General features: G+C 52.7%; 26 protein-coding genes. 7 read left to right on the top strand and 19 right to left on the bottom strand.

Annotated elements, in window-relative coordinates; translation table 11 throughout:
* Positions 1-11 precede the first annotated feature (11 nt).
* From mltC to mutY, 3 genes are all read right to left on the bottom strand, one after another.
* On the bottom strand, positions 12-1,091 hold the full coding sequence (mltC, locus tag J1782_RS24065; RefSeq protein ID WP_152327729.1) for a membrane-bound lytic murein transglycosylase MltC: 1,080 nt from the start codon (positions 1,089-1,091) through the stop codon (positions 12-14).
* Positions 1,092-1,158: 67 nt separating this feature from the next.
* Positions 1,159-1,431, bottom strand: coding sequence for an oxidative damage protection protein (locus J1782_RS24060; RefSeq protein ID WP_101075311.1), 273 nt, complete (start codon positions 1,429-1,431; stop codon positions 1,159-1,161).
* Complete coding sequence (gene mutY, locus J1782_RS24055; protein ID WP_217154027.1) at positions 1,428-2,522, bottom strand: A/G-specific adenine glycosylase; 1,095 nt, start codon at positions 2,520-2,522, stop codon at positions 1,428-1,430. Before mutY ends, J1782_RS24060 begins: the two co-directional genes overlap by 4 nt.
* 219 nt (positions 2,523-2,741) lie before the next feature.
* On the opposite strand from mutY, the gene trmB reads away from it, so the two are divergent.
* From trmB to J1782_RS24035, 4 genes are all read left to right on the top strand, one after another.
* Entirely contained in the window at positions 2,742-3,461 is a 720-nt protein-coding gene (trmB, locus tag J1782_RS24050; RefSeq protein ID WP_152327731.1) for a tRNA (guanosine(46)-N7)-methyltransferase TrmB, read from the top strand.
* A complete protein-coding gene (locus tag J1782_RS24045; protein ID WP_015698505.1) occupies positions 3,461-3,787 on the top strand; it encodes a YggL family protein in 327 nt (108 codons plus the stop codon). The genes trmB and J1782_RS24045 overlap by 1 nt, the downstream gene beginning before the upstream one ends.
* A 74-nt stretch (positions 3,788-3,861) precedes the next feature.
* Positions 3,862-4,788 (top strand): glutaminase B, encoded by a 927-nt coding sequence (glsB, locus tag J1782_RS24040; protein ID WP_165059139.1) that lies wholly within the window; start codon positions 3,862-3,864, stop codon positions 4,786-4,788.
* A 24-nt stretch (positions 4,789-4,812) separates the two neighbouring features.
* Positions 4,813-5,547: a DUF2884 domain-containing protein gene (locus J1782_RS24035; protein WP_217154026.1), complete on the top strand. Its 735-nt coding sequence runs from the start codon at positions 4,813-4,815 to the stop codon at positions 5,545-5,547.
* Between the two features lie 569 nt (positions 5,548-6,116).
* Here J1782_RS24035 and hemW read toward each other — a convergent pair.
* From hemW to J1782_RS24005, 6 genes are all read right to left on the bottom strand, one after another.
* Positions 6,117-7,253, bottom strand: coding sequence for a radical SAM family heme chaperone HemW (gene hemW, locus J1782_RS24030; RefSeq protein WP_217154025.1), 1,137 nt, complete (start codon positions 7,251-7,253; stop codon positions 6,117-6,119).
* Positions 7,246-7,854, bottom strand: a complete 609-nt coding sequence (locus J1782_RS24025) for an XTP/dITP diphosphatase (RefSeq protein WP_152327735.1) — start codon at positions 7,852-7,854, stop codon at positions 7,246-7,248. The genes hemW and J1782_RS24025 overlap by 8 nt, the downstream gene beginning before the upstream one ends.
* 33 nt (positions 7,855-7,887) lie before the next feature.
* Positions 7,888-8,193 (bottom strand): DUF167 family protein YggU, encoded by a 306-nt coding sequence (gene yggU, locus J1782_RS24020; protein ID WP_152327736.1) that lies wholly within the window; start codon positions 8,191-8,193, stop codon positions 7,888-7,890.
* Positions 8,178-8,732: a YggT family protein gene (locus J1782_RS24015; RefSeq protein ID WP_104923215.1), complete on the bottom strand. Its 555-nt coding sequence runs from the start codon at positions 8,730-8,732 to the stop codon at positions 8,178-8,180. Before J1782_RS24015 ends, yggU begins: the two co-directional genes overlap by 16 nt.
* Positions 8,733-8,753: 21 nt before the next feature.
* The gene (gene proC, locus J1782_RS24010) at positions 8,754-9,575 is read right to left on the bottom strand and encodes a pyrroline-5-carboxylate reductase (RefSeq protein ID WP_152327737.1); all 822 of its coding nucleotides are present in this window, start codon (positions 9,573-9,575) and stop codon (positions 8,754-8,756) included.
* A gap of 78 nt (positions 9,576-9,653) precedes the next feature.
* Positions 9,654-10,373 (bottom strand): YggS family pyridoxal phosphate-dependent enzyme, encoded by a 720-nt coding sequence (locus J1782_RS24005; RefSeq protein ID WP_208951577.1) that lies wholly within the window; start codon positions 10,371-10,373, stop codon positions 9,654-9,656.
* 22 nt (positions 10,374-10,395) lie between these two features.
* Between J1782_RS24005 and J1782_RS24000 the strand changes: the two genes are divergently transcribed.
* A complete protein-coding gene (locus J1782_RS24000; protein ID WP_208951578.1) occupies positions 10,396-11,418 on the top strand; it encodes a type IV pilus twitching motility protein PilT in 1,023 nt (340 codons plus the stop codon).
* On the opposite strand, the gene ruvX is transcribed toward J1782_RS24000, so the two are convergent.
* The 8 genes from ruvX to metK all read right to left on the bottom strand — a co-directional run bounded on the left by ruvX (position 11,409) and on the right by metK (position 18,688).
* The gene (gene ruvX, locus J1782_RS23995) at positions 11,409-11,837 is read right to left on the bottom strand and encodes a Holliday junction resolvase RuvX (protein ID WP_152327740.1); all 429 of its coding nucleotides are present in this window, start codon (positions 11,835-11,837) and stop codon (positions 11,409-11,411) included. The two genes, J1782_RS24000 and ruvX, sit on opposite strands and share 10 nt — an antisense overlap.
* Positions 11,837-12,400: a YqgE/AlgH family protein gene (locus J1782_RS23990; protein ID WP_152327741.1), complete on the bottom strand. Its 564-nt coding sequence runs from the start codon at positions 12,398-12,400 to the stop codon at positions 11,837-11,839. Before J1782_RS23990 ends, ruvX begins: the two co-directional genes overlap by 1 nt.
* Before the next feature lie 126 nt (positions 12,401-12,526).
* Entirely contained in the window at positions 12,527-13,477 is a 951-nt protein-coding gene (gene gshB / locus J1782_RS23985; protein WP_152327742.1) for a glutathione synthase, read from the bottom strand.
* Between the two features lie 11 nt (positions 13,478-13,488).
* Complete coding sequence (gene rsmE, locus J1782_RS23980) at positions 13,489-14,220, bottom strand: 16S rRNA (uracil(1498)-N(3))-methyltransferase (RefSeq protein WP_152327743.1); 732 nt, start codon at positions 14,218-14,220, stop codon at positions 13,489-13,491.
* Between the two features lie 100 nt (positions 14,221-14,320).
* Positions 14,321-15,034 carry a deoxyribonuclease I gene (gene endA / locus J1782_RS23975; RefSeq protein ID WP_208951580.1) on the bottom strand — a complete coding sequence of 238 codons (714 nt, stop codon included), beginning with the start codon at positions 15,032-15,034 and terminating at the stop codon, positions 14,321-14,323.
* 93 nt (positions 15,035-15,127) lie between these two features.
* A complete protein-coding gene (locus J1782_RS23970; RefSeq protein WP_217154024.1) occupies positions 15,128-15,649 on the bottom strand; it encodes a SprT family zinc-dependent metalloprotease in 522 nt (173 codons plus the stop codon).
* A gap of 75 nt (positions 15,650-15,724) precedes the next feature.
* Positions 15,725-17,119, bottom strand: coding sequence for a sugar porter family MFS transporter (locus tag J1782_RS23965; protein ID WP_152327746.1), 1,395 nt, complete (start codon positions 17,117-17,119; stop codon positions 15,725-15,727).
* Positions 17,120-17,533: 414 nt separating this feature from the next.
* Positions 17,534-18,688 carry a methionine adenosyltransferase gene (gene metK / locus J1782_RS23960; RefSeq protein ID WP_152327747.1) on the bottom strand — a complete coding sequence of 385 codons (1,155 nt, stop codon included), beginning with the start codon at positions 18,686-18,688 and terminating at the stop codon, positions 17,534-17,536.
* An 871-nt stretch (positions 18,689-19,559) separates the two neighbouring features.
* Between metK and speA the strand changes: the two genes are divergently transcribed.
* The gene (speA, locus tag J1782_RS23955) at positions 19,560-21,542 is read left to right on the top strand and encodes a biosynthetic arginine decarboxylase (protein ID WP_152327748.1); all 1,983 of its coding nucleotides are present in this window, start codon (positions 19,560-19,562) and stop codon (positions 21,540-21,542) included.
* Positions 21,543-21,660: 118 nt separating this feature from the next.
* Here speA and J1782_RS23950 read toward each other — a convergent pair whose 3' ends face one another.
* Both J1782_RS23950 and J1782_RS23945 read right to left on the bottom strand, forming a co-directional pair.
* A complete protein-coding gene (locus J1782_RS23950) occupies positions 21,661-22,419 on the bottom strand; it encodes a M48 family metallopeptidase (protein WP_165059153.1) in 759 nt (252 codons plus the stop codon).
* Between the two features lie 217 nt (positions 22,420-22,636).
* On the bottom strand, positions 22,637-23,389 hold the full coding sequence (locus J1782_RS23945; protein ID WP_152327750.1) for a M48 family metallopeptidase: 753 nt from the start codon (positions 23,387-23,389) through the stop codon (positions 22,637-22,639).
* Between the two features lie 248 nt (positions 23,390-23,637).
* Here J1782_RS23945 and tkt point away from each other — a divergent pair, with 248 nt between their 5' ends.
* Positions 23,638-25,632, top strand: a complete 1,995-nt coding sequence (gene tkt, locus J1782_RS23940) for a transketolase (RefSeq protein WP_217154023.1) — start codon at positions 23,638-23,640, stop codon at positions 25,630-25,632.
* The last annotated feature ends 446 nt before the right edge of the window (positions 25,633-26,078 follow it).

Here is a 26,078-nt window from a genome sequence, read left to right as displayed (position 1 = left end):
CCGCAATCACATCAGTCTACACGGCGATAGCTGCGCTGCGTGTTGTTCACTTTGTACAGATAGCGGCGCGATTCTGCTGACGGATGTTTGGTGGTCAGCGTGGTATAGACATCGCCCGGCGCCATGTTGTTGATGATGTTGAAGGCCTGCGTTTTGTTCTGTGAGAACACGCGCAGCACGCTACCTGCACCGCCATTGTAGGCCGTGATCACGGCGTAACGGCGTGACGTCGGGTTACTGATGTTCCCCAGATACGTCGTTTGCAGCATCGCCAGATACGCGGTGCCGGTGTTGATATTGTTCTGCGGATCGAACAGATAGCTTCGGCTCGGTTTGCCCCACTTGCCTTCGGATTTAAAGACGTCAACCCCGGCGGAATGCTGCACAACCTGCATCAGGCCCAGCGCATCGGCGTTACTGACCGCATACGGGTTAAAGGCGGATTCGGTTTGCATGATCGCCAGGATCAGCGACTGATCGACGCCGTATTTGGCGGAGGCTTCGCGGATCATCGGCAGATATTTATGCGCACGCTGATTCAGGTGGTTTGGCACCATCTGGATCGTGACGGAATAAATGATATGCATGCCGGACTGGCGGCGCATCAGTTTGTTTTGCACCAGATAATCGGCAAAGCTGTTGGCACGGCCGACCCAGCGGATAGGCTGCCCGGTGTTGTCGAGAACCTGCCCGTAAAGCATCGGCTCACGGCTGATCTGGATATCGTTGGCGTCGGAATAGAGGTCAACATTGCCCGGATCATCGCCCACCAGTAAAGTGCTGACGATCGCCTGACGCAGGCTCGCGGCCGGATCGGTGCCGGAAATGGTTTCAATCGTGATGGTACCCGCATCAAAGTTGATGTGGCTGCGGGTGTAATACTGATCGCTATACTTTACGTAGTCTTTCGGACCCGCAATCAGGACTTCATTCATACCCCAGATATTTTCGATGTTATGAGCGAACTGCCCCATCAAAATATCGAATCCGTTGGTGTCTTTTACGAAAGCTTCGTCGAACTGGTTTTTTTTACTGCCGGAGCAGGAAATCAGCATCGGTGCGATAACCAGCAAAGCTAAAATTTTCTTCATCTGAAAACCATTTCTGGTGAAAGAAGCAGGCCGCGCACGAGCCTGCCTAAATTTCTGTTCCTGAACGTTATTTTGAAGGCGGGGTGTAGCCTTCAATATGAACATCCTGACCTTCAAACAGGAAATTAACCATCTCCTGTTCCAGCAATTTCCGGTCGTCCGGGTTCATCATGCTGAGTTTCTTTTCGTTGATCAGCATGGTTTGTTTGGTCATCCACTGAGACCAGGCTTCTTTCGAAATTTCGTTGAAAATACGTTTGCCGATCTCACCCGGATAAAGCTGGAAGTCCTGTCCTTCGGCATCGCGTTTCAGAAAAGTACAAAAAATCGTTCTGCTCATGCTAATTCCTTATGATCATTCTGTTGGGACGGTTTTTTGCCATCGGCTTTTTTTGCCAGAGAGGTCAGCAAACGCTCGACCGGTGCGGCCAGCCCGACCTGTTGTGGTTGCGCTAAGTTATACCAGAGACCCGCACCTTCATCCATGCAACCCGCTGTCGTTCGCAGATTTAACCACATCGGGACGATATCCAGATGGAAATGGCTGAAAGTGTGGCGAAAAGCAGTCTGCTGCTGCAACTGATTTTGCGTAACACCGTATTTTTGAAGCCCCTGCGCCAGTTCTTCTTCTGTCGCAAATTGCGGGAAGCAGAATAAACCGCCCCACAGGCCCACCAGCGGTCGCTGCTCCAGCCAGACTTTTTCGTCCTTCTGAATCATCAGCATAAAGGCCGTTTTTTCCGGCAACGTCGTCTTGGGTTTTTTACCCGGATATTTTGCCCAGCTGTGATGTGCGTAGGCTTCGCAGCCGGATTTCACCGGGCACAGTTCACATTTTGGTTTGCTGCGGGTGCAGACCATTGCCCCTAAATCCATCATCGCCTGATTAAACTGCGCGACACCTTCAGCCGGTGTGACGTCTTCGCTTATTTTCCACAAACGATTTTCAGTTTTCTTCTCGCCCGGCCAGCCGTCAACGGCATAACACCGGGCCAGCACGCGCTTCACGTTACCGTCTAAAATGGGATAGTGCTGGTTTAGCGCCAGCGACAATACGGCGCCTGCGGTCGAACGACCAATGCCCGGCAACGCGAGAATTTCATCAAAGGTGGTCGGAAACACGCCATTGTGCTGAGTGGCAATAGTTTGCGCCGCTTTATGCAGGTTACGCGCCCGGGCGTAATAACCCAGACCGGTCCACAGATGCAGCACTTCATCGAGCGGGGCGGCGGCGAGATCGGACACCGTCGGGAAGCGTTCCATAAACCGTTCGAAATAAGGAATAACGGTTGCGACCTGCGTTTGCTGCAACATCACTTCAGAAAGCCAGACTTTATAAGGTGTTTTGGCGATTTGCCACGGCAGCGTTTTACGGCCATAGCGCTGATACCAGTCGAGCACCAGCGGCGAAAAAGTGGAGGCTTCCATCATGGGTGAATTACAGTCCGGCAGGGTTAAAAGACGGGGCTGATCACATCACAGTTCCCGTCTGGCTGTAAACCGGAACTTTCCGCACTGTATTGACGGATTTCCTGCCCGCAAGCCTTGCTAATCGGGAGTAAGTTTGGATAATGCGCCATTCTTAACAGTTAATGACCAAAATACAGCAGTGACCGAATACCGCGTCTTGCGTAACGGAGTGGAAACACCATGAAAAACGACGTCATTTCTCCGGAGTTCGATGAGAACGGTCGCGCGATGCGCCGTATCCGCAGCTTTGTCCGCCGTCAGGGCCGTCTGACCAAAGGTCAGCAATTTGCGCTGGACAACTTCTGGCCGGTGATGGGCGTGGAGTTTCAGACTGAAGCTCTGGATATTGATGCCTTATTTGGTCGCTCAGCACCGGTTGTGCTGGAAATCGGTTTTGGTATGGGCACGTCGCTTGTCACCATGGCGCAGCAGAATCCTGACCAGAACTTTATCGGGATCGAAGTGCATTCGCCGGGCGTCGGTGCCTGTCTGGCAACGGCGCACGAAGAGGGCGTCAGCAACCTGCGCGTGATGTGTCACGATGCGGTTGAAGTACTGGAAAAAATGATTCCGGATGGCTCGCTGGACATGGTACAGCTATTCTTTCCTGACCCGTGGCATAAAGCGCGTCATAATAAGCGCCGTATCGTGCAGCCTGAATTCGTTGAGAAACTGCGCAGGAAATTGAAAGTGGGTGGCGTATTCCATATGGCAACCGACTGGGAGCCGTATGCAGAACACATGCTTGAGGTGATGACCAGTCTCGAAAACTGGGCAAATCTGTCGCAGGAAAATAATTATGTACCGCGCCCCGAATCGCGCCCGGTAACGAAGTTCGAAATGCGTGGCCAGCGTTTAGGCCACGGCGTGTGGGATCTGATGTTTGAGAGGAAGCAATAATGGCTACAAATCGCAGTCGTCGTTTACGTAAGAAGTTACACATTGCCGAGTTCCAGGAACTGGGCTTCTCTGTAAAATGGCGTTTCCCGGAAGGTACCGCGGTAGAAACCATTGACGAATCACTGGATAAATTCATTGACGGTGTGATCGAGCCAAACAAACTGGCCTTCGACGGCAGCGGCTATCTGCAATGGGAAGGTCTGGTTTGCCGTCAGGATATCGGTCACTGCACTGATGAACAGCGCGCGCAGGTCAAAAAATGGTTAGAAGACCATAAAATGGAAGACGTTGAAGTTTCAGACCTGTTCGATATCTGGTGGGATTGATTCTGCCAGCAGTTGAACACTGAATCTTTTAAAGGTGCCTTTCCGGCACCTTTGTTACATCTGGAGGAAGGACGTTGGGTACCGAGCTCGATAACAGTTTGCTGGAAGATATTCTTGCGCAGGTCAGGCCGCTGATTGGCCGTGGTAAAGTCGCCGACTATATTCCCGCGCTGGCAGAAGTCAGCCCTGATCATCTGGGGATTGCCGTGTGTACCACGAAAGGGGAGATCTTTCGTGCCGGTGATGCCAATACCCGGTTCTCAATCCAGTCGATTTCTAAAGTGCTCAGCCTGACGCTGGCGCTGACCCGCTATCAGGAAAGCGAAATCTGGCAACGCGTGGGCAAAGAGCCTTCCGGCCAGCCGTTTAACTCGCTGGTTCAGCTTGAGCTGGAACAGGGGAAACCGCGCAATCCGTTTATCAACCCCGGTGCGCTGGTGGTTTGCGATATGCTGCAAACCCGTCTGACTGCGCCCAAGCAAAGAATGCTGGAAGTGGTGCGTCAACTGGCCGGTTCGGCCGATCTCAACTACGATCGGCACGTTGCGCGTTCTGAATTCGATCATTCCGATCGCAACGCCGCCATCGCTTACCTGATGAAATCTTTCGGTAATTTCGATAACGACGTCATCACCGTGTTGCACACCTATTTCCATTATTGCGCATTGCGCATGAGTTGTGAGGAACTGGCGCGGACGTTCGTTTATCTTGCGAACAAGGGCCATCCGCTGGGTAATGAGCAGCCGCTGATTGATGCCCGTCAGGCGCGACAGATTAACGCAATGATGGTGACCAGCGGCATGTACGACGGCGCCGGTGAATTCGCTTACCGCGTCGGCATGCCGGGCAAGTCCGGTGTCGGTGGCGGCATTATTGCTATCGTGCCGGGAGAGATGTGTATCGCTGTCTGGTCGCCGGAACTTGATGCGGCGGGGAACTCTTTGGCAGGTATTGCTGCCTTAGAATTACTGGCGCAACGAATTGGCCGTTCAATTTTTTGAGTTTGCTGTCTTAAGGGAGAGTACATGTTTGTAAAAAGTGGAGTGGTAAAAACCGGACTGGCTGCATTGCTGGCGCTGAGTGCGTGGAGCGCGCAGGCTGATTATCAGTGTGCCGTTCAGCCTAAAGACGACGTGATCATCAAGCCGCAAACCGTGCAGGTTGTTGGCAAAAGCGGTGACTTGCTGATGACCCCTAACGGCAATGTGACTCTTAACGGAAAAGACATGACCCTGAGCGCAAAACAGCGTCAGGAAGCCATCGATTATCAGGCTGGCCTGCGCCGTGACCTGCCATGGATTGATCAGGGCGCGACGGCGCATCTCGAAAAAGGCCGTGTGGCCGTTGACCGTGTGATTGTCGATAAACTCGGCAGCGACAGCAACGTGCGTAATCGTCTGGTCAAGCTGGATAAACAGCTGAAAGAGCAGATGAATCTGATTATCGAGCATCGCACTGACGGGCTGACCTTCCACTACAAAGCGGTGGATCAGGTTAAGCAGAATGGCCAGAAGCTGATGGAACAAACTATGGGCGGTGTGATGCAGGACAGCATCAACGAGATGGGCCTGAAACAAGCCACGAGCGGCGGCAATCCCCTGCAGGCAATGATGGGCAATCTCGGCGGTCTGCAACAGGCCGTACAGGAAGAGTGGAACAAACAGGAAAAAGAGTTTAAAGCCTTCGGCGATGATGTTTGTAAACGCGTCACCGCGCTGGATACCCAGCACAAAGCGTTACTGGCGGATTTGAAACAGTAATTTGCTAAATGCCAGACACAAAAAAACCGCGATTACGCGGTTTTTTTGTTGGAACATGTAGTTGGAGCTACATCTTCCAGAGTTTCTACTTCCGTAAGTAGCACGAAAGTCAGCACCCCAACGCAGCTGATAATATACCCAATTCAAATTTGCGACAATCCCAACACGCATCATTTTCCCGTACGCCGAAAATCTTATCCGGGAGGTCATATAAACGTGACGAAGTAATTTAGAGGGTGATAATATCCTATCGGGACTAATTCCCCCGTTTGGAGACGGGGCACCGGGCTCAGGGATTGGAACTGACACACCGCGAAAGTTGGCACCTCAACAGATGCTGGCCATTTGCCACGTTATCCCGGTGTGATTTGGTGAAACGCGGTTTCTTCAGGAAACTGCAAATATGAAAAAGTGCATTTATGCGCTTCTCATCGTGCTTGGTTCTATGGCGACTACTGAAAGCGACGGATGGAACATTCATGTTTCACACATCAATTTCAGCGTTAACATAGGCCAGTACTGAGCACTTAACCAACCGCCCCTCGGGGCGGTTTCTTATTTTCTAATCCTTACTCACCCAAAAACAGCTCCAGCAGCGAATTCAGGAACAGTTTACCTTTGCGGGTGATCTGCCAGTGAGTGCCGGTTTCCACCAGATATTCTTTGGCGATGGCTTCGTCAAGCTGTGCGCGGATCACCGATTCATCCAGCCCGGTATACAACCCAAACTCTTCGCGTGGTGCGGCTTCGAGCAGACGGAAACGGTTCATGAAGAATTCAAACGGCAAATCTTCTGTTTCCACAGGATGCTGTTTGTCCATGTAACGTCCCTGCATATAACCACGCGGATGCTTGGTTTTGACCGTGCGCAGGATTTGCCCGTCGGGCTGTGTCAGCTTGCCGTGCGCGCCGCAACCGATGCCGAGATAATCCCCGAAGCGCCAGTAATTGAGATTATGCTGGCACTGATAGCCGGGTTTAGCATAGGCAGACGTTTCATATTGCTGATAACCGGCGGCCGTCAGCAGCCGTTCGCCTTGCTCAAAGATATCCCACAGCGCGTCGTCATCCGGCAACGTTGGCGGACGTGAGGCGTACATCGTATTAGGCTCGATGGTCAGCTGATACCACGATAAATGCGGCGGATTCAGTGCGATGGCCTGACGCAAATCGTCCAGCGCTTCTTCGAGTGTCTGATCCGGTAAACCGTGCATCAGATCCAGATTAAAACTGCGCAAATTCAGGCCGGTCGCCAGATGGGCGGCGCGTTTTGCTTCTTCCGGCCCGTGAATGCGCCCCAGACGCTCCAGTTTTTGCGCATCGAAACTTTGCACACCAATTGAAATGCGGTTCACACCGGCGCGCTGATAGCCGCTGAAGCGGTCTGCTTCGACGGTACCCGGATTGGCTTCCATGGTGATTTCCGCACTGGCATCGAGAGGCAAACGCGCACGTACGCCGTCGAGCAGGTTTTGCATCGCTTCGCTGCTCAGCAGGCTTGGGGTTCCGCCGCCGATAAAAATTGTCCCTACGCTTCGGCCTGCGGCCAGATGCAAATCAGCATCCAAATCGGCCAGCAGATGCGCGACATAGTCGTCGTGCGGCACTTCACCCTTTAACGCATGCGAGTTGAAATCGCAGTAAGGGCATTTTTGCACGCACCACGGAATATGAATGTAGAGACTCAGCGGCGGCAACTTACGCATTCTTCTGTACAGCCTCTTTCATCGCCGCCAGCAGCAGTTTCAGCGCCTGACCACGGTGCGATACCGCACTTTTTTCTTCACGCGTCAGCTCTGCGGCTGTTTTGCCCAGTTCCGGAACGAAGAAAATGGGGTCGTAACCAAAACCGCCTTCACCGGCTTCTGCAAAGGCAATTTCACCCGGCCAGCTGCCGTGACACACCAGCGGCGTCGGGTCTTCTGCGTGACGCATGTAAACCAGAACGCAATGAAATTGTGCATTGCGCTGGCCCTGCGGCACGTCTTTCAACGCAACGAGCAGTTTGTCGAGATTTTGCTGATCGCTGGCATCAACACCTGCGTAACGTGCGGAATAAATCCCCGGCGCGCCACCCAGAAAATCGACGGCCAGGCCGGAGTCATCGGCCACAGCCGGTAAACCGGTTTCTGCCGCCGCGTGGCGGGCTTTGAGAATGGCGTTCTCAATGAACGTCAGGCCGGTTTCTTCAGCGGATTCAACGCCGAGTTCGGTTTGTGCGACGACGTCCAGCCCGAAATCGGCCAGAAGGTGTGCGAGTTCACGGACTTTACCGGCGTTGCCGGTAGCCAATACGACTTTTTGCATAAAATAACGTCCTGAAGACCATCTGAAATGAGTTTATTCAGCGAGCAGTACCGCGACCTCGGTCGGGATATTTTGCGGATTCGTAATGCGGACTTGTTTATGGCGGCCCAGCTCGCCCTTTTCAATGCTTATCTGACTTTTGGCGACTTTAAACTGTTTGGCGAGAAATTTCACCAGATGCGTGTTGGCCTGACCGTCCACTGGTGGCGCGGTGATGGCGACTTTGAATTCATCGCCATGCAAACCGACCAGGCTGTCGCGGCTGGCTTTGGGCTGAATAATCAACCGCAAAACCAGCGCATCGGACTGCCAGCTCACCGGATTTACGGCAACTGCCATAATGTTCCGATGTAATTTAAGTTCGCGAAGAAATTATCGAGAATATAAAGAATAATCACGATAATCATGCCTGAAAAATCGATGCCACCCAGCGCGGGTAAGATGCGGCGAATTGGCCCCATCAGCGGTTCAGTTAACTGCATCAGCAGATAATCCATCGGGCCACGACCCTGCGTCACCCAGCTCAGCAGGGAGCGGATAATCACAACCCAGAAAATCAGCGAGCCTGCGGTTTTGATTAACGAAACCAGACCCGCCAGCAAATTCACCAGGCTCAGTGAAATCCCGCCGCTGATAATCAGCTCCATCAGCGGGTATTTGAGCGTCAGCAGCAGGAACGCAATCAGCAATGACGCGCTGTCAATCGGCCCCAGCGGCGGGATCACCCGGCGAAGCGGACGGATAACCGGCTGTGTGACTTTTACGACAAACTGGGATAACGGATTATAAAAATCTGTACGCGCCCACTGCATCCAGATGCGGAGCAGTAAAATCATTGCGTAAGTATTAATTACCATGACTAACAAATTGGTCAGCATAAATTGCCTTATCTAAGTATGTTAAAACTGTTTTTCCATTTCCTGTGCGCGGGTAATGGCGGCCTGCATGGCTTCGGAGACAATCTCCGGTAATTTACGATCGGTGAAAACTTTCAGTGCTTCAAACGTCGTGCCACCTTTGGACGTCACATTCTCACGAAGTTGTGACAATGGCGTGTCCGGGCTGGCGGCGACCAGCGCAGTCGCCCCGCTTGCAGCCTGTTCCACCAGCATCCGTGCCGCTTCTGCACTAAAGCCCAGACGCTGTGCTTCAGCCTGCATCGCTTCCATAAACAGGAAGAAATACGCCGGCGCACTGCCCGCAGCAGCAATAATATGATTGATGCCTTCTTCGGTATCGACCCAGCACACTTTGCCGACGGCGGTCATCAGCTCGCCGCTGTAATCGCGGTCAGCTTGTGAAACCTGTTCTGGCGCGAACAAACCGCTCATGCCTTTTCCGACCAGAGACGGCGTGTTAGGCATAATACGCACAATGTTCAGATTATCGCCCAGCAGCTCGCAGAAACGCGCCACGCTGACGCCTGCGGCAATCGACAGTACCAGCTTGCCGCTAAAATCCACGTCTTTTTGCAGTGCTTTACATACATCGGCCATCATTTGTGGTTTTACAGAAAGTACCACCACATCAGCGTCTTTTGCGCAGCCATTGTTATCGCTGCTGCTTTTAACGCCATATTTTTCAGCCAGCGCGTCGCGGTGCGTGGTGGAAGGGGCACAAACGCTGACCAGATTTGCCGGATAGCCGCTTTCGACCAGACCCGCAATAATCGCGCCTGCCATGTTACCGGCGCCGATAAAACAGAGTTTACGATGTTGCATTGGTGCTCCTTGCTGTCAGAACAGGGGATAAGTAAGTCATTTATTGATGATTTAAAACAGTTTACTGCATCGCAGCGGTTACTGTTTGGCGCTGTAATCGCGGGCACCAAAAATCGCCGTCCCGATACGCACCATGGTGCTGCCTGCCGCAATGGCTGCCGGCATATCGTCGGTCATGCCCATTGAAAGCGTATCCGCTTGCGGGCAAATGACCTGCAATGCCTTCAGTGCGTCACGCATCTGGCTGAAAACGTCCAGCTGACGTGCGTAATCGGTTTCTGCCGCCGGAATTGCCATCAGACCGCGCAGATTCAGGTTAGGCATCGCCATGATTTGCGCCGCCAGCTCCGCAACGTCTTCCAGCGCAATACCGGATTTGCTGGCTTCATCGCTGATATTCACCTGAATCAAAACCTGTAATGGCGCAAGATCAGCCGGACGTTGTTCATTGAGGCGCTGGGCGATTTTCAGACGGTCAATCGTATGGCACCAGTCGAAATTCTCGGCCACCAGGCGGCTTTTGTTTGATTGCAATGGTCCGATGAAATGCCAGGTGAGCGCAGGCTGATGCCCGGCAAAGTGGGCAATTTTATCCACGCCTTCCTGCACGTAGTTTTCACCGAAGGCAAACTGCCCGGCGGCGATAGCTTCTTCGACAGCGCTCGCAGGTTTCGTTTTGCTGACTGCAAGCAAAGTAACTTCTTCTGGAGACCTGCCGCAAAGCTGTGCAGCGGCTGCGATTTTCTCGCGGACATTCTGTAAGTTCTGCTCAATAGCGTTTTGCTGACTCAGGCTCATAAGGACTCGGGAGGATTTCAACATGGATATTGATGGATTAGTGGGGCGTAGTGTAAAGCAAAATGCCTCTGATCTGCACCTTTGTACCGGCTATCCGCCAATGTTACGCATTGATGGCGAATTATGCCGCTGCGAGGATCTGCCGGTTGTTAAGGCGTCGGCGATGCAGGCACTCAGCCAGCAGTGGCTGGATACCGCGCAGCTTGACTGTCTGCATCAGGCCGGACAGGTGGATAAAGCGCTGACGCTCGGGGCGGGCGTGCGGATGCGGCTCAACATTTTTCAGCAATGGCACGGGCTTTCCGCGGCGCTGCGACCCATTCCGGCGCATTGTCCGGATTTGGCCACGCTTCACGCGCCTGACGTTTTGCAGCGGCTGATTATGCAGGAGGATGGCTTGATTCTGGTTACCGGCGCGACCGGTAGCGGGAAATCCACCACGCTGGCAGCGCTGATTAACCATCTCAACCGGCATACGGCGCGGCACATCATTACGCTTGAGGATCCCATTGAGCTGATTCATACCAGCCAGCGCTGCCTGATCCAGCAGCGTGAGCTGGGGCAGCATACGCGCTCTTTTTCTGAGGCCGTGCGCGGTGCCCTGCGTGAGGATCCGGATGTGTTGCTGCTGGGGGAACTGCGTGACACCGAAAGTATCCGGCTGGCGCTGACCGCGGCAGAAACCGGGCATCTGGTACTGGCAACCTTGCATACGCGTAATGCCACGCAGGCGATTGACCGGCTGGTCGATGTTTTTCCCGTAGAAGAAAAGGCGTTTGTCCGGGCACAGCTGGCAGGCAGTTTGCGGGCGGTGATTGCCCAAAAGCTGGCGGTAACGAAAGCGACGGAGGAACAGCAGGGCGGAAGGGTGGCATTGTTTGAAGTGCTGACATCAACGCCGGGTGTGTGCAATCTGATCCGCGAGGGGAAAACGCATCAGCTGGCCGATGTACTGCAAACCGGCGCACAGGCCGGAATGCAGACATTTGCGCAGAGCCGCCAGCAGCGGCAAAGCGCCGGGTTACTGGCTGCGGATCAGGACTGACTCCATTGTTTCTCGAACCAGCTTTCCAGAATGATGACCGCCGAAGCCGCGTCCACGCTGCCTTTGTCCAGCGCGCGAAAGCCGCCACGGTCAAACAAATCCGCGCGTGCTTCAACGGTGCTCAGACGTTCGTCATGCAGCTCCACCTGAACGCCAAAACGGCCATGCAGACGGTTGGCAAACTTGCGTGCACGTGCCGTCAGCGGCTGTTCTGTACCGTCCATGTTCAGCGGCAGACCAACCACGACCAGATCAGGAAGCCATTCTTTCAGCAGCTTTTCGATCTTCAGCCAGTCCGGCGTGCCGTCCTGCGCTTTAAACGACGTCAGCGGGCGCGCCGTGCCAGTGACTTCCTGGCCGATCGCAAGGCCGATGCTTTTGGTGCCGAAATCGAAGGCGAAGACTGTGCGGTTACCCATTATGCGTGCCCTGCGTGGGTGGCAAGCTGGCTGACATCCACGCCGATCATTTTCGCGGCTTCACGCCAGCGGTCTGCAATCGGAGTGTGGAAGAGAATGTCGCTGCTCGCTTCAATGGTCAGCCATGAATTTTCCAGCAATTCCTGCTCCAGTTGCCCCTGTTCCCAGGCCGCATACCCGAGCGCCACCAGCACATTTTTCGGCTGGTCAGGCGTGCCCAATGTTTCAAGAACGTCTTTGGACGTAGTGATCATGGTGCAGTCTGAAATCCGGATACTGGACCCAAAACCTTCACGCGGCGTATGCAAAATAAAACCACGATCGTCTGCCAGAGGGCCGCCGGAAAAGACCGGGCGGTCGAGGCGGATTGCCGGATCGCGTGGCTCAGGGCTGATATCGAGTTTATCGAGCACATTTTCGACGGTGAAATCTTCGACCAGTTTATTAATCACCAGACCCATTGCGCCGTCTTCATTATGTTCGCAGATATACACGACCGAACGTTTGAACTGGGGTTCGTCCAGTCCGGGCATCGCAATAAGAAAGTGATGTTGTAGATTCATGGTATGTAGGATGTTTAACCTCAAAATAGAAACAAAATCAGACAAGCCAGTTTATTACGGCAGCGTCATCAAAAAAAGCGGGTTATCCGGCAGTGCGGATAACCCGTTAATGACGATATTGCGTGATTAGCGTGCAGCCAGACGCTTTTCGATAGCGTCCATCAGCATACCGGTGATGGAAATCGGGAATGCGGCTTCGATTTCACGCGCACAGGTCGGGCTGGTAACGTTAATTTCGGTCAGGCGATCGCCGATGATATCCAGACCGACAAAAATCAGGCCTTTTTGCTTGAGGATTGGTGCAACGGTGCGGGCAATTGCCCAGTCGCTTTCGCTCAGCGGACGTGCTTCACCGCGGCCACCGGCAGCCAGATTGCCACGGGTTTCACCTTGTGCAGGAATACGCGCCAGGCAGTAAGGCACCGGCTCGCCGTCGACAACCAGAACGCGTTTGTCGCCGTCTTTAATGGCCGGCAGATAGTTTTGCGCCATGCAGAAACGGCTGCCGTGCTCGGTCAGTGTTTCGATGACAACGGAAACGTTCGCGTCTTCCGGTTTCAGGCGGAAGATTGATGCGCCGCCCATACCGTCGAGCGGTTTGAGGATCACATCGGTATGTTCTTTATGGAACGCTTTCAGCTGCGCCGCGTTGCGTGTTACCAGCGTGTCCGGCGTCAGTTCCGGGAACCAGGCGGTGAAAAGCTTTTCGTTACAGTCGCGCAGGCTCTGCGGTTTGTTGACGATCAGCGTGCCTTTTTCTTCGGCGCGTTCAAGGATGTAAGTGGCATAAATAAATTCGGTATCAAACGGCGGATCTTTACGCATCAGGATCACGTCGAGCTCCTGCAGGGCGATATCCTGTTCGGTGCCGAATTCATACCAGCCGTCGTAATCCTGCTTTACGCTGAGCTTTTTGGTGGTCGCACGGCCTTCGCCGCCGCGCAGATACAGGGAATTCATTTCCATGTAATGCAGCTCGTAGCCACGACTCTGCGCTTCGAGCAACATTGCGAAACTGGTGTCTTTTTTGATGTTGATGGAAGAAATCGGGTCCATCACGATGCCAAGCTTGATCATTTGGTCTCCTCTTAACCCAGATCGCCGAAACGAACCTGTAAGGCCGTTATCGCGGTGAGTGCTGTAGTTTCTGTACGCAGAACACGGGGTCCCAGCAGGATATCAGTAAATCCGTAACCGGAGGTCATTGCAATTTCGTCGGCGGATAAACCGCCTTCCGGGCCGATCAGCAGGCGAACATGATTCACCGGCAGCGGCAGGGTATTGATGCTGTGACTGGCGCGAGGATGCAGGTTCAGCTTCAGGCTGTCGTCCTGCTCGGCGCACCAGGCTTCAAGCTGCATGACCGGACGAATTTCCGGAATGCGGTTTCGGCCACACTGTTCACAGGCGGCAATGGCAATTTTCTGCCACTGCTGCAATTTCTTTTCCAGACGCTCACCGTCCAGTTTCACGCCACAGCGTTCGGAAAACAGCGGCGTAATGGTATTCACGCCCAGCTCAATGGATTTCTGGATGGTGAATTCCATCTTCTCGCCGCGCGAAATCACCTGGCCGAGATGCAGATTCAGCGGTGATTCATTGTCTGACAGCACGCCTTCTTCCAGGCTGACGCGCACGTTCTTCTTATCCACCTGCGTAATGCTGGCGTCGAAGATCTGATTACTGCCGTCAAATAACTGAATGGCCTGACCAGGCTGCATGCGCAGAACGCGCCCGACGTGATTCGCGGCATCTTCACTGAGCGCAATTTCGCTGTGCGCGTTTAACGGTTCAGGGTGATAAATGCGAGGTATGCGCATGTGAGGCTGCTGTCCTTAAAGTCTTGAGAGGGGTTATTTTGGCGACATTAGTCCGCATTGTCGCGAACTAATGTGCTCTGATGATGAGTTTAATACTAAGTTAGCTTTTTCTTTGCGCGCAAGCCTGCTGAACGTACGGATTGTGATTTCCCTGCACATTCGCAATGCGGTTATCGCGTTCGCATTCCCAGGCGGTGACCGGATACTGGCGATCCCAGGCAGTAAACAGCTGAGTTTGCTGACGGGACAGGTTCAGTTTGTACTGGTCGCGCATGTAGAAATAGGTGCGTGCGATGGCGCCGCGTGCACGGGCTGGCGGCTCGGCGGCTTTGGCTTTGAAGTCGACTTTCATCCCGCATTTGCCGTACTGGCCTTCCCCGCCGTTCCACTGACTGTACATAAAGTTGTTGCGATCGCCGTTCACTTCGCCGATAGCCGGTTCAAGGTTGTGCAAATCCGTTTCTATCTGGCGATAGTCGGCGTTTTTCGCACAGTTTTTGCGTCCGCCATCCTGCCAGCACTGCATCTGATGGCCGAACTGCCAGGCGGGAACCACATGCTCCCACTCAATCCTGCTGGCGCGTTGTTCGCTTTTACGTACCTGATAGCCACAGGATTGCAGATCCGGCGTGCCTTTTTTCCCCTGCCAGCTGATGGTACAACCGCAATAAAATGTAGGCGCACCCTGATTAATTTTCACTGCCGCCGCTTTGGCCTGAGTGAAATTATTAATGGCGTTGCCAGACTGGCTGAAAGCGCTCAGCGGTGCCAGAGCACCGATAAACAGAAAGGATAAAAGTGTTTTACGAAACATGTTTCCGAATAGCCCGAGTGTAAAAGGTCGCAAGGGTAACGGATGCGAAGCGGTGTGACAATCAGACAATATGGCTATTTAGTGATTGAAAAATCAGCAGTTAGCGGTGCCTTTAGCGTTAAAACGTAACAACTCACCGCAATGCCGGCAGCGATATTCTGACTCTTTACGCATCACTTTATTGTGGCGTCGGACAGTCAGCTGGTGATCACGGCAGGCGCATAAATATGGGTAGGTTTTGCTTTGCACCGAGGCGACTTCGAACTTGTGCGTCCGGCTGGCGGAAACACCCAGCACATGTTCCATCATCAAGCGCCACTCTTTGCCATGCGGCGCCGGTGCGCGTCCAAACCGCCGGTAAACCAGCAAATGCGCCAGCTCGTGCGGAACCACTTCATCAATAAAAGGCTGCTGGTTTTCCATCAGCAAGACAGGGTTAAGACGGATTTGCCAGTGCTGGAGGTACGCGCTGCCCGCGCTGGTACCGCGTTGCTGATATGTGATTTCCGGCTCCGCGTAATCGGTGCCAAAAAACTGATTTGCCATCTGGAGTTTTTCCCGCAGGCAGCGCATGACGGCTTGTTGCAGGGCGATGGGAAGGCGTGAGGTTTTCATCAGGCGAAGGATAAATCTGTGGGAAGCGAGATGCAATATTGAATTCCTCCCCTTTGCAGGGGAGGAATGGCGGGCTTACTTACCGATGTCGCGCAGTGCTTCACCTTTCATCAGGTTGCGTTCGATGTGTTCCAGAGAGACGTTTTTGGTCTCAGGGATCAGCGCAATGGTGATGAAGATGAATACAACGTTCAGCGCCGCGTATACCCAGAAGGTGTTGGCGTTGCCGAGGCTGTCGAGCATGGTCAGGAAGGTCGCGCCCACGATCATGTTGGCAATCCAGTTGGTCGCGGTTGAAACGGTGATACCGAAATCACGGCCTTTCAGCGGCTGAATTTCAGAACACAGAACCCAAATCAGCGGACCGGCACTCATCGCAAAACCTACGATGAACATCAGCAGCATCGCGATAGAGAAGTATTTCGCGGCATCTGATACAACGCCAATGTGCAGCATTGTCCCGAGCACGCCCATACCGACGGCCATAACCAGGAAGCCCAGTTTCAGGGTAGGTTTACGGCCCCAGCGGTCAACCAGACCGATAGCGATAAAGGTCGCCAGAACGTTAACCAGACCGACAATGACCGTGCCCCACATTTGTTGAGACGTGCTGGCAAAACCGGCGATACCGAAGATTTTCGGTGCGTAATACATGATGACGTTCATGCCGGTGAACTGTTGCATGACCTGCAACAGGATGCCGAGGTAAACCGCACGACGGAAGTTTTTGTTGTTAGTGAACAGACCCCAGCCGCTTTGTTTTACTTTCAGGCTTTCACGGATTTCATCCAGCTCACGTTTCGCCTGTTCGCTGGAATCACGCAGTTTTTCCAGAACACGGCGGGCTTTGCCATCGTCACCGCGTGCGGCCAGCCAGCGCGGACTGTCCGGCAGGAAAAATACGCCAATCAGCAGCAACACGGCAGGGATGGTGATAACGCCCAGCATCCAGCGCCATGCGCCGGTGTAGCTGAATGCGGTATCAGACAGGTATGCCGCCAGAATACCGATGGTGATCATCAGCTGGTACATGGAAATCATGCTGCCACGGATTTTTTCCGGTGCAATTTCTGACAGGTAGATTGGCGCAGTGTAAGACGCGACGCCGACCGCCAGACCCAGCAGGACGCGGGCAATAATCAGAATTTCTGTGTTTGGCGCGAAGGCTGAACACAGGGAACCGGCAACGAACAGGATCGCGCCAATCATCAGGCTATACTTACGGCCAATGCGGAAATTCATCCAGCCACTGCCGACAGCACCGACGGCGGCACCAAACATCATGGAGCTGACCACCCATTCCTGCTGGTGGCTGGTGATTTGAAAATCATGGCTGATAAACGGAAGGGCACCAGCGATGACGCCGATATCTAAGCCGAACAACAGTCCGGCCAGCGCAGCGAGAAAACACACAAAGAAAGTGACGCTTTTGTTCGAGCGTTTTCCTTTGGTCGAAGTTGAGTTGTTCATCCGGTCTCCAAAATAATGCAATCGTTTTGAGTTTGTAATAATGCTTAGGTTGTTATGTTATTTACCCTGTACACAGCTTAACGTGAACCCGGTCACAGTGTTGTAATCGTTTACACTTATAGGTGTCATCGGGAATGTTGTTCGGTAAGGGTTTCAATGAGATATGCAGCAGGGAAGGGGCTTTCATGCAGAGTAATAGCCCATAAATTGATTTATATCAATCAAAATTATGTGACACATTTTTAATCATCTAAATAATCTATTAATTTATAACAAGTTATTATCTGTAACCGTTTTCACATGTCTTTAAAAATCAGATTCCATCCCTATTCATTCCGCGCTAATCCCCTAAAAACAGGCAATAAAAAACCCCGCCGCAAGGACAGGGTTTCAGTGCAGAACAGTCTGAAAAACTTATTTCAGGCCGGCAGCTTCACGCAGCTGAGCCGCTTTGTCGGTTTTTTCCCATGGGAAATGTTCGCGACCAAAGTGACCGTATGCAGCGGTTTCTTTGTAGATCGGGTGCAGCAGATCCATCATCTGAATCAGGCCGTATGGACGCAGGTCGAAGAACTCGCGCACAAGCAGGGTCAGCTGTTCGTTAGAAACTTTACCCGTACCGAAGGTTTCCACCATGATGGAAGTCGGTTCAGCCACGCCAATGGCGTAAGACACCTGGATTTCACAACGATCAGCCAGACCGGCTGCCACGATGTTTTTCGCCACATAACGTGCAGCGTAAGCAGCAGAGCGGTCAACTTTCGATGGATCTTTACCTGAGAATGCACCGCCGCCGTGACGGGCCATGCCGCCGTAGGTATCAACGATGATTTTACGTCCGGTCAGACCGCAGTCACCCATCGGGCCACCGATAACGAAACGGCCAGTCGGGTTGATGTGGTATTTGGTGCTGGCGTTCAGCCATTCTGCTGGCAGTACAGGTTTGATGATTTCTTCCATCACCGCTTCCTGCAAATCTTTCAGCGCAATGTCTTCAGCGTGCTGAGTGGACAGCACAACGGCATCGATGCCAACGATTTTGCCTTCGTCATACTGGAAAGTGACCTGGCTTTTCGCATCAGGACGCAGCCATGGCAGGGTGCCTGATTTACGTACTTCAGCCTGACGCTGCACCAGACGGTGTGCGTAAGTGATCGGAGCTGGCATCAGAACGCTGGTTTCGTTGGTAGCATAACCAAACATCAGACCCTGGTCGCCCGCGCCTTGTTCCAGCGGGTCAGTGCGGTCAACGCCCTGATTGATGTCAGGAGATTGCTTACCAATAGCGCTCAGTACGGCACAAGAGTTGGCATCGAAACCCATGTCAGAATGGATATAGCCAATTTCGCGAACGGTCTGACGCGTGATTTCTTCAACGTCGACCCATGCGCTGGTGGTGATTTCACCGCCAACCAGGACCATGCCGGTTTTGACATAAGTTTCACATGCAACACGTGCTTTCGGGTCTTGCTCTAAAATTGCGTCCAGTACGGCGTCAGAAATCTGGTCTGCAATTTTATCTGGATGTCCTTCTGAAACAGATTCGGACGTGAAGAGGTGTTTAGCCATTATGTTCTTTACCTTACATACGACGGGTTAGATATCACTGCATAGCACCGGGGAGACGGGCAGATGAGGAGCTTAGCTCGTCATTGTCACAATGCGTCCTGCATGTCCCCATTAGGCAAAGCCTTAAAGCAGTTTGCGCATTAATCCCTAAAATTGCTACGGACGGATTAACATCTGGACGGCTATTTTAGGATAGCACCTGTGTTGAAAGCCAGTCATTTTTGTGGCGAACATGGCGTTATTGTGCGGGTTTGCAGTGATATTCACGCATAGAAACAATCCTGACGTCATTTTCATTTTGCAATTTCAGCAGGTTGCCGGTATAAACGGCGCGCGCTGTACACATTTATAGAGACTGTAGATCCCAGCGTATTCCAGTGATTACTGTTTTCTCAGCTCGAATGCCCGCGGGTGATGCGTGGCACGTGTGGAGGTGGTTAGGTTAATGACCCACTTTTTACCGGTTGTTACATTTCAACAGCATCCCCTGCAGCCTTTAATGCGCCTTGCAGCACTTCTTTCAGCGGACCTTCTTTCAGAGAAATGTCTGCCCTCTCTGCGATGTTACAGACAGCCTGACTACAGACAGGTCAGTCGCCGACATCTGTACGCTACTCAGTAAAACCGGGATCGTATTCCCGACATATAACTGATGTAGCCTGCGACCTCCGGGGTGATTTCCCCTGATTTCTTCCGACTCGTTACACGGAGTCTAAAAACGTGTTTTACAATGATATGAGTGAAAAACAGTCCCATGGCTGTGGCTCGCAGGGTTTTATCCTGTCTGAAAGCCAGCCTTGCGGGTTGTTCTCACCTGTTGTTACTGCGATAGTGGCTGGCCATGTTGTCAGTATAGAAAGAGGATTTACCTATGTCTGATGACATCCAGTCCCACCGTCCGTCACAACCGGGCGATACTGTTTCTTTGCGCTCCATGCAGGAGGTTGCCGTGAACGATCGTGATGCCAGCAAAATGCTGCGCACTTACAACGTTGCCTATTGGGGTAACAACTATTTTGACGTCAATGAACTGGGCCACATCAGTGTTTGCCCGGATCCTGACGAGCCTTCTGCCCGTGTCGATTTGGCGCAACTGGTGAAAGACATGCGCGAGCAGGACGGTCAGCGTCTGCCCGCTTTGTTCTGTTTCCCACAAATTCTGCAACACCGTCTGCGTTCGATTAACGGCGCCTTCAAGCGCGCGCGTGAATCGTTCGGTTATGAGGGTGATTACTTCCTGGTTTATCCGATCAAGGTTAACCAGCATCGCCGCGTCATTGAATCTCTGGTCGAGTCCGGCGAACCGTTGGGCCTGGAAGCGGGTTCAAAAGCGGAACTGATGGCGGTTCTGGCTCACGCCGGAATGACCCGTTCTGTTATCGTTTGTAACGGTTATAAAGACCGCGAATATATTCGTCTGGCGCTGATCGGCGAGAAACTCGGTCACAAGGTTTATCTGGTTATCGAGAAAATGACCGAGATTAAACTGGTGCTGGAAGAAGCTGAACGTCTGAACGTCATCCCGCGTCTGGGCGTGCGTGCGCGTCTGTCCTCACAAGGCTCCGGCAAATGGCAGTCCAGCGGTGGCGAAAAGTCCAAGTTTGGTCTGGCGGCGTCTCAGGTTCTGCAACTGGTGGAAATGCTGCGTGAAGCCGGACGTCTGGAAAGCCTGCAACTGCTGCACTTCCATCTGGGTTCACAACTGGCGAATATCCGCGATATCTCGACTGGTGTGCGTGAGTCGGCGCGCTTCTACGTTGAACTGCACAAGCTTGGCGTCAACATTCAGTGCTTCGACGTCGGCGGCGGTCTGGGTGTGGATTACGAAGGCACCCGTTCGCAGTCTGACTGTTCGGTGAACTACGGCCTGAACGAATACGCCAACAACGTCATCTGGGGTATTGGCGACGCCTGTAATGAACATGGTTTGCCGCATCCGACGGTGATTACCGAGTCTGGCCGTGCTGTAACCGCGCACCACACAGTTCTGGTTTCCAACGTGATTGGCGTTGAGCGCAACGAGTTCAAAGAGCCGGTTGCGCCGGAAGATGATGCACCACGTGCGCTGGGCAGCATGTGGGATACCTGGAACGAAATGCACGATCCGGAAAACCGTCGCTCACTGCGCGAATGGTTGCACGACAGCCAGATGGACTTGCACGACGTCCATTCGGCCTATGCACACGGTATTCTGGATCTGACTCAGCGCGCCTGGGCGGAAGATATCTACCTGAATATTTGTAATAAAATTCAGGATCAGCTGGATCCAAGCAACCGCGCGCACCGTCCGATTATCGACGAATTGCAGGAACGTATGGCCGATAAGCTGTACGTGAACTTCTCGCTGTTCCAGTCCATGCCGGATGCGTGGGGTATCGATCAGCTGTTCCCGGTTCTGCCGCTCGAAGGGCTGGACAAACCGCCGGTTGGCCGTGCGGTGCTGCTGGATATTACCTGTGATTCCGACGGGACTATCGATCACTACATCGACGGTGACGGTGTGGCGACCACAATGCCGATGCCTCCGTATGATCCTGAGAACCCGCCGGTGCTGGGCTTCTTCATGGTTGGCGCGTATCAGGAAATTCTCGGCAACATGCACAACCTGTTCGGCGATACCGCGGCAGTGGACGTGTTTGTGTTCCCTGACGGCAGCATAGAAGTGCAGCAGTCTGACGAAGGCGACACCGTGGCCGATATGCTCGAATACGTGCAGCTTGACCCGAATGTGTTGCTGACCCGCTTCCGCGATCAGGTAAAAGAAACCGATCTGGATGCGGAACTGCAGGCGCAGTTTGTGGAAGAGTTTGAATCCGGTTTATACGGTTATACGTATCTGGAAGAAGACGAATAAGGGCGCCGGTTTTCGGCTCTGAATGAAAGATAAAATAAAGGCACCTTCGGGTGCCTTTATTATTTAGGTTGTGAATATTCTATTTTTGAGGATATAAATAACGAATTTGTTCTCGCGATTATTTATCTTCGGCGATACGCTTTTTAATATTATCTGCGCGCTCCTGAGAAGGCGGGTGAGAGCTGAATAAACTCTTCTCACTGCCACCGCTCATTTTTGCCAGTTTCTCAAAGGCAGTAACCAGCCCTTTGGTCGGCAGGCCGCGTTTTTTCAGCAAGTCGTAGGAATAATTATCAGCGTCAGATTCCTGTTTCTGAGAGAACTGCGCGTTAATCAGGTCTTCACCCAGATCGGCCAGCTGTGTGCTGGAAAGCTGTCCGGCAATGCCACCGGCTGCGCCCGCTGCATTGTGCGCGGCGGAAGTGCTGTATGCCACCTGCATGGCTTTTTTGCTGTGACCCAGGGCGACGTGACCTATTTCGTGGCCCAGTACGCCTTCGACTTCATCGTCGGTCATCATGTCCATCAGGCCGCTGTAAACGCGGATACAGCCGTTCGCCATCGCCCAGGCGTTGACGTCGCTGGTGAGATAGACTTTGTAGTTAGCCTGCCGGCCATTGATGTCGTTACCGAGGTTTTTGGCAATTTTATTCAGGCGTTTTGTGTATTTGCTTTTTGATGAAGCAATTTGGGATTCGGCATCCAGCGCTTTACAGGAACCTTCCGTCATATTGATGACATCCTGATCGGTCAGCGTGGCCGCTTTGTAAGCATCTGAACCCGATTTCATTAAGGCATCGGTATTGAGCGCGCCGTTTTGGCAACCACTTAATAATACGGTGATCCCGAACGCAATTGCAGTTATGCGAAAATTCATAATCCATCTTCCTTTGATAGTTAAATTAAACAAAAACGCAGGAAGAATAACGAAACGTTTTTACTTAGCGAGGAAAAGTCTTCATGGAGGGTTATTTTCAGATTTTGTGCGGTATTTATTTCTGAATAATGGATTTTTAATGAAATTAGGAAGCTTCACTTATACAGGTAATAAAAAGATGCACCCCTTAGCGGGCGCATCTTTATATATGAAGGAATTAATTACCGGCAGCTATGCGATCGCGGATATGTTTGGCACGCGCTTCGGATGACGGGTGATCGTCAAACCAGCCAATGCTGCTTCCCTGATCCAGTTTTGCCAGTTTTTCAAAACTGGTCGCCAGCCCGGTCGGATCTATCCCGCGTTTTTTCAGCAGATCAAACGAGTAATCATCGGCTTCGGATTCCTGTTTCTGAGAGAACTGCGCGTTAACATATTTCTCACCGAGATCGGCCAGCTGCGATTGCGAAAGCGTGGTGCTGACGCCGCCCAGTGACGCCACCGCCGTCCGTGCCGCCGTGGCGCTGTAGGCAACCTGCATCGCTTTACGGGTATGCCCCAGCGCGACGTGACCCATTTCGTGGCCGAGGACGCCTTCGACTTCGTTGTCGTTCATCATATCCATCAGGCCGCTGTACACGCGGATACAGCCGTTCGCCATCGCCCAGGCGTTGACGTCCTTGGTCAGGTACACCTTATAGTTGGCTGGCGTGCCGTTGATGTTGTCCCCCAGCGCCGCCGAGATTTTTTTCAGACGTTGTGCGTATTCGCTGCTTTCTGGTGCTATTTGCGCTTTTTTATCCATTTCTTCGCAAGACTGAACACTCAGGGTTTTTACATCGGCGTCGCTCAGTGTATAAGCCTGATAAGCCTGCGCGCCGGATTGCATTAAGGTATCGGTATTAAGGGTTGAACAACCGCTGACCAGTGCGGCCGCGCAAAGACTCAGCAAAACGGGGTGGAATTTCATCAGTTTGGGTTCCCGGAGAACGTTAATAATAAAGTCAGTACAGCCTCAAAAAGGCGCTGATTGTAAGAATAGCGTTAAGATAGGTTTTTGGGATCGCCCGATCTATAGTGTAAGTCTGAAAAAACGCACTGATTTAAAAGCGAATTCTGTGAACTTAGTCACGAGAGTGATTAAGGATTGCCGTTTTAATGCCGAGTCTGAGAAAATGACTTTCTTGACTGCTTTTTTAATCCGACCTGGAGTAGAACATGTCCTCTCGTAAAGAGCTTGCGAACGCTATCCGCGCACTTAGTATGGACGCCGTGCAGAAAGCGAATTCCGGCCACCCTGGCGCCCCTATGGGCATGGCAGACATTGCCGAAGTCTTGTGGCGTGATTACCTGAACCACAACCCGTCAAACCCGAACTGGGCTGACCGCGACCGCTTCGTGCTGTCCAATGGCCATGGTTCCATGCTGATTTATAGCCTGCTTCACCTCACCGGTTATGACCTGCCAATCAGCGAGCTGGCGAATTTCCGTCAGTTGCATTCTAAAACTCCGGGTCACCCGGAATACGGTTATACCCCTGGCGTAGAAACCACCACTGGCCCGCTGGGTCAGGGCATTGCGAATGCAGTGGGTATGGCGATCGCAGAACGTACGCTGGGCGCGCAGTTCAACAAACCAGGCCACGACATCGTCGATCACCAGACTTACGCGTTCCTGGGCGACGGCTGCATGATGGAAGGCATTTCTCACGAAGTGTGTTCTCTGGCCGGTACCATGAAACTCGGCAAACTGACCGCGTTTTATGATGACAACGGTATCTCTATCGACGGCCACGTAGAAGGCTGGTTCACCGATGATACCGCTAAACGTTTCGAAGCTTACGGCTGGCACGTTGTGCGTGGTGTTGATGGCCATAATCCTGACGCCATCAAAGCGGCTATCGAAGAAGCACATAAAGTGACTGATAAGCCATCGCTGCTGATGTGCAAAACCGTGATCGGTTTCGGTTCACCGAACAAAGCCGGGACTCACGATGTCCACGGTGCTGCACTGGGTGCTGCTGAAGTGGCGGCAACCCGTGAAGCGCTGGGCTGGAAATACGCTGCCTTCGAAATTCCGCAAGATATTTATGCTCAGTGGGATGCTAAAGAAGCGGGCCAGGCGAAAGAAGCGGCATGGAACGACAAGTTTGATGCTTACGCCAAGGCACACCCTGAGCTGGCAAAAGAGTTCAAACGTCGTGTGAACGGCGAGCTGCCAGCCAACTGGGAAGCAGAAGCACAGAAATTTATCGAAGAACTGCAGGCTAAACCTGCCAACATCGCCAGCCGTAAAGCATCACAAAACGCGCTGGAAGCTTTTGGTAAAGTGTTGCCGGAATTCCTGGGCGGCTCTGCCGACCTGGCGCCAAGCAACCTGACCATGTGGTCCGGTTCTAAGTCTATTGGCGACGATCAGGCGGGTAACTACATCCATTACGGTGTGCGTGAATTCGGCATGACCGCGATCACCAACGGTATCGCGCTGCACGGTGGTTTCCTGCCGTACTCTGCGACCTTCCTGATGTTCGTGGAATACGCACGTAACGCCGTGCGTATGGCTGCGCTGATGAAAATCCGCAACGTGTTCGTGTACACCCATGATTCTATCGGTCTGGGCGAAGACGGCCCGACGCACCAGCCGGTTGAGCAAATTGCCAGCCTGCGCGTGACGCCAAACATGAGCACCTGGCGTCCTGCGGATCAGGTTGAATCTGCTGTGGCATGGAAATACGCGATTGAGCGTAATGACGGCCCGGTGACTCTGATCTTCTCCCGCCAGAACCTGACTCAGCAACCACGTACCGCTGAGCAATTAGCCAACGTGGCGCGCGGTGGTTATGTGCTGAAAGATTGCGACGGTACGCCGGAAATCATCCTGATTGCGACCGGTTCTGAAGTCGGTATCACTGTAGAAGCGGCTGATAAACTGGCGGCTGCGGGCACTAAAGTGCGCGTGGTTTCCATGCCTTCAACTGACGCCTTTGACAAACAGGACGCGGCTTACCGTGAATCTGTGTTGCCGAAAGCCGTTTCTGCACGTGTTGCAGTTGAAGCAGGTATCGCGGATTACTGGTTCAAATACGTTGGCCTGAATGGCGCGATCGTTGGTATGCACAGCTTCGGCGAATCTGCTCCGGCAGACCTGCTGTTCAAAGAATTTGGTTTCACTGTAGATAACGTTGTTGCTCAGGCACAGGCGTTGCTGAAGTAATCCGGTTTTCTTAACGCTGCTTAAAAGCACCTTCGGGTGCTTTTTTTTCGTCGGCAATTTTATGCGCAGGTTCTCAGTTTCGTGCGAAATGACGCAGGTCAAACCCTTCGGGTGCCGACTCCGCTAAACTCCCTGCATTCTGATGCTGTTTCAAACCGTCGGTTTTTGAGAAAAATCACTGTTGAAAAGGTGATGAAAAAGTAAAATCACTGTGAATACACAGAATTGGCTGGCGTTTTTTTAAGCGTTCAGCGCGATTAATGCCTCAGTGTTTGACGAATTATTCCTTTTATTCATCGTTTGGTTTATTCTCAGCTGAACCGTTTCAGTCGGGCTATTTGAGCTTAACATCGTCACCAGGTTGTTATCGTGACTGAAACTGAGATTTTTCTGCCGTACGCATTGTGCTGACAGATGACGATGGTGATTCACCGTAAACGCACGCT

It is taken from the genome of Rahnella sp. BCC 1045 (assembly GCF_019049615.1).
In the GTDB taxonomy this organism is placed as follows: domain Bacteria; phylum Pseudomonadota; class Gammaproteobacteria; order Enterobacterales; family Enterobacteriaceae; genus Rahnella; species Rahnella contaminans.
Note: the sequence above shows the minus strand (reverse complement) of the source record. Positions and strands in the feature narration are given on the sequence as shown.

Bases quoted from the DNA above. Each gene is read 5' to 3' on its own strand.
- J1782_RS24015 (WP_104923215.1), bottom strand. From the start codon at position 8,732: ATGCTGACCAATTTGTTAGTCATGGTAATTAATACTTACGCAATGATT.
- J1782_RS24045 (WP_015698505.1), top strand. From the start codon at position 3,461: ATGGCTACAAATCGCAGTCGTCGTTTACGTAAGAAGTTACACATTGCC.
- J1782_RS23990 (WP_152327741.1), bottom strand. From the start codon at position 12,400: ATGAATCTACAACATCACTTTCTTATTGCGATGCCCGGACTGGACGAA.
- speA (WP_152327748.1), top strand. From the start codon at position 19,560: ATGTCTGATGACATCCAGTCCCACCGTCCGTCACAACCGGGCGATACT.
- J1782_RS23970 (WP_217154024.1), bottom strand. From the start codon at position 15,649: ATGAAAACCTCACGCCTTCCCATCGCCCTGCAACAAGCCGTCATGCGC.
- J1782_RS23965 (WP_152327746.1), bottom strand. From the start codon at position 17,119: ATGAACAACTCAACTTCGACCAAAGGAAAACGCTCGAACAAAAGCGTC.
- yggU (WP_152327736.1), bottom strand. From the start codon at position 8,193: ATGGCAGTTGCCGTAAATCCGGTGAGCTGGCAGTCCGATGCGCTGGTT.
- J1782_RS23945 (WP_152327750.1), bottom strand. From the start codon at position 23,389: ATGAAATTCCACCCCGTTTTGCTGAGTCTTTGCGCGGCCGCACTGGTC.
- mltC (WP_152327729.1), bottom strand. From the start codon at position 1,091: ATGAAGAAAATTTTAGCTTTGCTGGTTATCGCACCGATGCTGATTTCC.
- metK (WP_152327747.1), bottom strand. From the start codon at position 18,688: ATGGCTAAACACCTCTTCACGTCCGAATCTGTTTCAGAAGGACATCCA.
- proC (WP_152327737.1), bottom strand. From the start codon at position 9,575: ATGCAACATCGTAAACTCTGTTTTATCGGCGCCGGTAACATGGCAGGC.
- J1782_RS23950 (WP_165059153.1), bottom strand. From the start codon at position 22,419: ATGAATTTTCGCATAACTGCAATTGCGTTCGGGATCACCGTATTATTA.
- trmB (WP_152327731.1), top strand. From the start codon at position 2,742: ATGAAAAACGACGTCATTTCTCCGGAGTTCGATGAGAACGGTCGCGCG.
- tkt (WP_217154023.1), top strand. From the start codon at position 23,638: ATGTCCTCTCGTAAAGAGCTTGCGAACGCTATCCGCGCACTTAGTATG.
- endA (WP_208951580.1), bottom strand. From the start codon at position 15,034: ATGTTTCGTAAAACACTTTTATCCTTTCTGTTTATCGGTGCTCTGGCA.
- hemW (WP_217154025.1), bottom strand. From the start codon at position 7,253: ATGCGTAAGTTGCCGCCGCTGAGTCTCTACATTCATATTCCGTGGTGC.
- mutY (WP_217154027.1), bottom strand. From the start codon at position 2,522: ATGATGGAAGCCTCCACTTTTTCGCCGCTGGTGCTCGACTGGTATCAG.
- J1782_RS24005 (WP_208951577.1), bottom strand. From the start codon at position 10,373: ATGAGCCTGAGTCAGCAAAACGCTATTGAGCAGAACTTACAGAATGTC.
- ruvX (WP_152327740.1), bottom strand. From the start codon at position 11,837: ATGGGTAACCGCACAGTCTTCGCCTTCGATTTCGGCACCAAAAGCATC.
- J1782_RS24000 (WP_208951578.1), top strand. From the start codon at position 10,396: ATGGATATTGATGGATTAGTGGGGCGTAGTGTAAAGCAAAATGCCTCT.
- J1782_RS24025 (WP_152327735.1), bottom strand. From the start codon at position 7,854: ATGCAAAAAGTCGTATTGGCTACCGGCAACGCCGGTAAAGTCCGTGAA.
- J1782_RS24060 (WP_101075311.1), bottom strand. From the start codon at position 1,431: ATGAGCAGAACGATTTTTTGTACTTTTCTGAAACGCGATGCCGAAGGA.
- J1782_RS24035 (WP_217154026.1), top strand. From the start codon at position 4,813: ATGTTTGTAAAAAGTGGAGTGGTAAAAACCGGACTGGCTGCATTGCTG.
- gshB (WP_152327742.1), bottom strand. From the start codon at position 13,477: ATGATCAAGCTTGGCATCGTGATGGACCCGATTTCTTCCATCAACATC.
- rsmE (WP_152327743.1), bottom strand. From the start codon at position 14,220: ATGCGCATACCTCGCATTTATCACCCTGAACCGTTAAACGCGCACAGC.